This window comes from Nitrobacter vulgaris, from assembly GCF_031453995.1.
Classification (GTDB): domain Bacteria; phylum Pseudomonadota; class Alphaproteobacteria; order Rhizobiales; family Xanthobacteraceae; genus Nitrobacter; species Nitrobacter vulgaris.
Genome location: NZ_JAVDPZ010000074.1, coordinates 1 through 4,977, shown reverse-complemented (window position 1 = coordinate 4,977; position 4,977 = coordinate 1). Strand labels below are relative to the sequence as shown.

At 64.7% G+C, this 4,977-nt stretch carries 2 protein-coding genes; both read right to left on the bottom strand.

From position 1 onward, the window contains the following. Positions 1-3,235 (bottom strand): non-ribosomal peptide synthetase (locus GGQ85_RS20505; protein WP_309776052.1); only part of this gene is annotated, 3,235 nt, incomplete at its 3' end. Next, on the bottom strand, positions 3,228-4,977 hold a 1,750-nt coding region (locus tag GGQ85_RS20500; protein WP_309776051.1), incomplete at its 5' end, for an amino acid adenylation domain-containing protein. The genes GGQ85_RS20500 and GGQ85_RS20505, both read right to left, overlap by 8 nt.

Here is a 4,977-nt window from a genome sequence, read left to right as displayed (position 1 = left end):
CCAGCTCCTGCAACGTCTGATGACGGAAGACGTCGCGCGGCTCGATCACCAGACCTGCCTGGCGGGCGCGGCCGACCAGTTGCAGCGAGATGATGGAGTCTCCGCCAAGCTCGAAGAAGTTGTCGGTGACGCCGATGGTGGGCTGTTGCAGCAGGTCGGCCCAGATCGCCGCGAGCGTGGCTTCCGCCGGCGTGCGCGGCGCGATGTGCCCGGCCGAAGCCGCAAGCTGGTCCGGCGCCGGCAGCGCCTTGCGGTCGATCTTGCCGTTCGGCGTCAGCGGCAGGCGCTCCAGCACCACGATGCGCGCCGGCACCATGTAATCCGGCAATGAAGCCGCCAGCGCAGCCTTGAGCGCCGCCGCGTCCAGCGCCTCGCCGCTGACGTAGCCGACCAGCTGACGCCCCGCGCCGGCCTCGCGCGCCACCACCACCGCCGCGCGCACGCCCGCTTGCGCCAAAAGCCGCGCCTCGATCTCGCCAAGCTCGATCCGGAAGCCACGGATCTTCACCTGATGGTCGGAGCGGCCGATATATTCAATCACACCGTCGGCACGCCAACGCGCCACATCGCCGGTGCGATACAGCCGCGCGCCCGGCAAACCAAACGGATCCGGGATGAACCGCTCCGCCGTCAGTTTACCGCGCCGCCAATAGCCGCGCGCCAGACCGACGCCGCCAATATAAAGCTCCCCCGCAACTCCGACCGGCGCAACATTGAGATCGCGATCCAGAATATAGGCCGAGCGGCGTCCGACCGGCCGGCCGATCGGCGCATAACTGCCATCGATCTCTGCGCTGGCGTCGACCTTCCAAACCAATGGGGTCACAACGGTTTCGGTCGGACCGTAGCCGTTTATCAGTGTCCGCGGTTTCAGTGCGCGTTTGATCTTATCGAAGCCCTCCTTCGGCATTGCCTCACCGCCGAAGGAGTAGAGCTCAACCGGCGGCGGATCACCGTGCCACGCCGCGAAGTCTGCGAGCTGCTGCACGTAGGCCGTCGGGAATCCTGCGTTGGTAACGCGCTTGTCGCGCAGCACATCCAGCGTCTGCTCGGCCGACCATAGATCGCCGTCGCGCATCACGAGCGCGGCACCGCACGTCAACGCCGTCCAGAGGCGCTCATGGGCGCCGTCAAAAGTGAAGGAGAGGAAGTGCAGCTCGCGCGAGTTCCGATCCATGTCGTAAAGACCGGCGGTGACCTCGCAATGCATCGCGAACGGCCCGTGCTCGACGGCGACGCCCTTCGGGACACCGGTGGAGCCTGACGTATAGATGACATAGGCCAGACTGGCGGGCGCTACTTTGATCCCCACGTCACCGTCGTATTCCGCTTCCAGATCAGACGAATCGAGCGCAGCAACCTCAATTCCGGCCAGCGGCGTCAGCGTCGCATCTTCTGTATCAATCAGCACAACACGCGCACCCGCATCGCGCAGGGTGTCAACCTGTCGTTTCGCCGGATGCTCGGGATCGAGCGGCAGATAGGCTGCCCCTGTCTTCAAGACCGCAACGAACGCAATGACGAGCGACGGCGAACGTCGCGCCGAAATGCCAACCAGATCAGAGGGGCGAACGCCTAGGCTGATCAAGCGGTGTGCAAGCTGATTGGCGCGACGATCAAGCTCAGCATAGGTGATAATCTCGTCACCGAAGATCAGCGACGGCGCATCCGGTGTCTCGCGCGCGAACTTGGTGACCGTTCGATGCACGGGCTCGAATGAACTTCCAGTGTCGGCACTTCCATTCCATCGGCGCAGTCTGGCCCATTCCTCCTCGGACAGCAGCTCCATGCCGGCGATCGGCTGCGCATCCTTCTCGACCATCGACCTAAGGATCGTGACCCAATGCAACGCAAGACGCTCGATCGTGGCAGTCTCGAACAGCGCGGTTGCATAGGTGAAGATCGCGCGGATTTCGCCGGACGGCCCTTCTTCGCTATCGAGGGCGAAGTCGAATTTGACTGTCTCTGCCTCAGCATCGATCTTTTCGATCTGCAGGTTGGTCAGACTTGGTGGATTGCCCGACGCGCGCCGACGTTGGTGGTTGTAGAGTACCTGAAAGAGTGGATTCTGACTCAGGCTACGCTTTGGTTGCAGGATTTCGAGCAAGCGCTCAAATGGAAGGTCCTGGTTCTCCTGCGCTTCAATTGTCGCCAAATGGACAGAGCCTATGAAGTCCGCAATCGTGGCGCATCCATCGATCTCGGTGCGAAGCACCTGGGTGTTGACGAACAGCCCGATCACGCCGCGGGTTTCATCGCGGTGGCGGTTGGCAACAGGCACGCCGACGCAGATGTCTGACTGACCGGTGTAACGGTAGAGCAGCAGCTTGAAACTCGCCAACAGCACGACAAACAACGTCGTCCGATGCCGACGAGCCAGCGCGCGCAACCCATCCGCAAGCTCCGGATCGAGCGCGAGGCGAAGCGCCGATCCGGCGAGGTCGGGCACCGCCGGCCGCGCATGGTCGATCGGAAGCTGCAACACGGCCGGGTCTTGGAGGCGGCCGGTCCAATATTCGACCTGCCGTCCGCCGTCGACTGCGCTCATCCATAGCCGTTGCCATTCGGCATAGTCGACATACTCAATATTGGGTTGCGCTAGCGTTGGCGTTTCGCCACACGCAAATGCCGCATATAATTTCCAGAACTCGTCAACCAGCACACCCATCGACCAGCCGTCGGCCACAATATGGTGCAAGGTGACCACGAGAAAATGATCGTCCTCCCCGAGCGCCAGCAATGCGACGCGCATCAGCGGGCCCGCCTCGAGATCGAAAGGCATCAAGGCTTCCTGACGCGCCAGCAGGCGCGCCTGCCCTTCACGGTCATCGCCATCGATCATCACCTGCCGAAGCGCGACCGGTCGTGGATCGAGCACGATCTGTTCAGCTTCGCTGCCCTCTTGCCGGAAGATCGTGCGGAGCGCGCTATGACGAATGGCCAACGTATCGAACGCCTGCTGCAACGCGCGCATTTGAAGGTCGCCGCGTATCCGCACGGTCGCCGAAATGTTGTAGGCGGAGCTATCCGGGTCCATCCGCCACAGAAACCACAGCCGCGACTGCGCGAAGGATAACGGCGCCTGTGTTCGCTCCTGCCGTGCGATCGGCAGCATCTCAAGATTGACACCCCTTGCCGCAAGCTGCGTCAGGAACGTCTTCTGCTTGATAGCGTCAAGACGCATCAGGCGATGAGAGATATCGCGAAGCTGCTTATGCGCGGCGGTGTCACTCATCGGCAAGTTCGACTTCCTTCAGCATGTCGAGCATCGCGGCGATGTCGTCGCTGCGCTTATCGACTTCCATTTCAGGCGCGAGCGCAACCGCCATGCTTTCGACGGTCGTCATGTCAAACAGCCGGCTCAGCGGCAGGTCCTGACCGAGATCGCGCTTAATGCGGCTGACGAGCTGAATGGCGATAATCGAATCGCCGCCAAGCTCGAAGAAGTTGTCGGTGACGCCGATGGTGGGCTGTTGCAGCAGGTCGGCCCAGATCGCCGCGAGCGTGGCTTCCGCCGGCGTGCGCGGCGCGATGTGCCCGGCCGAAGCCGCAAGCTGGTCCGGCGCCGGCAGCGCCTTGCGGTCGATCTTGCCGTTCGGCGTCAGCGGCAGGCGCTCCAGCACCACGATGCGCGCCGGCACCATGTAATCCGGCAATGAAGCCGCCAGCGCAGCCTTGAGCGCCGCCGCGTCCAGCGCCTCGCCGCTGACGTAGCCGACCAGCTGACGCCCCGCGCCGGCCTCGCGCGCCACCACCACCGCCGCGCGCACGCCCGCTTGCGCCAAAAGCCGCGCCTCGATCTCGCCAAGCTCGATCCGGAAGCCACGGATCTTCACCTGATGGTCGGAGCGGCCGATATATTCAATCACACCGTCGGCACGCCAACGCGCCACATCGCCGGTGCGATACAGCCGCGCGCCCGGCAAACCAAACGGATCCGGGATGAACCGCTCCGCCGTCAGTTTACCGCGCCGCCAATAGCCGCGCGCCAGACCGACGCCGCCAATATAAAGCTCCCCCGCAACTCCGACCGGCGCAACATTGAGATCGCGATCCAGAACATACAGCGTGGTGTTGCCGATCGGACCGCCCAGCGCAGGGGCGGCGTCCGCGGCATCGAGGCGATGACGCGCCGACCACACCGTGGTCTCGGTCGGGCCGTACAGGTTCCAGACCTCCCCGGCCTGCGCCACCAGCCGCCGCGCCAGGTCCGGCGCCAGCGCCTCGCCGCCGCTCAGCACCCGGCAACCCGATGGAAGCGGACCCTCGTGATCGAGCAGCATCCGCCAGGTCGACGGCGTCGCCTGGATCAGGCTCACGCCGTGCGTGGCGGCGAGCGCCTTGAGCCGGGCCGGATCATGCGCCGCGGCGCGATCCGCCAGCACCACGCGCGCGCCGATCGTCAGCGGCAGCCACAGTTCCAGCACCGCGATGTCGAACGACAGCGAGGTCAGGCCGAGCACGCGGTCGTCGGCCGTCAGGCCCGGTTGCTCCGCCATCGTCGCCAGGAAGTTCGTCACCGCATCATGGCGGACCATCACCCCCTTCGGAACGCCGGTCGAGCCCGAGGTGTAGATCACATAAGCAAGGCTTTCGGGATGCACGGCGATGGCCGGATTGCTGTCGTTCCCTCCCTCGTCCTGCGCATCGATCAGCCAGGCCTCGGCCCCGGTCTCCGCCAGCACCGCCGCGAACCGGTCGCGCAGCGCGCTTTGCGTCAGCACCAGCGCCGCGCCGCTGTCGCGCAGCATGTGCGCCAGCCTTTCGTCCGGATAGTCCGGATCCAGCGGCAGATAGGCTCCGCCCGCCTTCAGCACCGCAAGCAGCGCCACCATCATGCCGACGCCGCGCTCGCAGGCCAGCGCAACCACGACATCGGTTCCAACCCCGCGATCCCGCAGCCGCCACGCCAAACGGTTCGCCTGCGCGTTCAGCTCTCCATAGCTCAACGCCTCGTCCCCAAATACCAGCGCGATC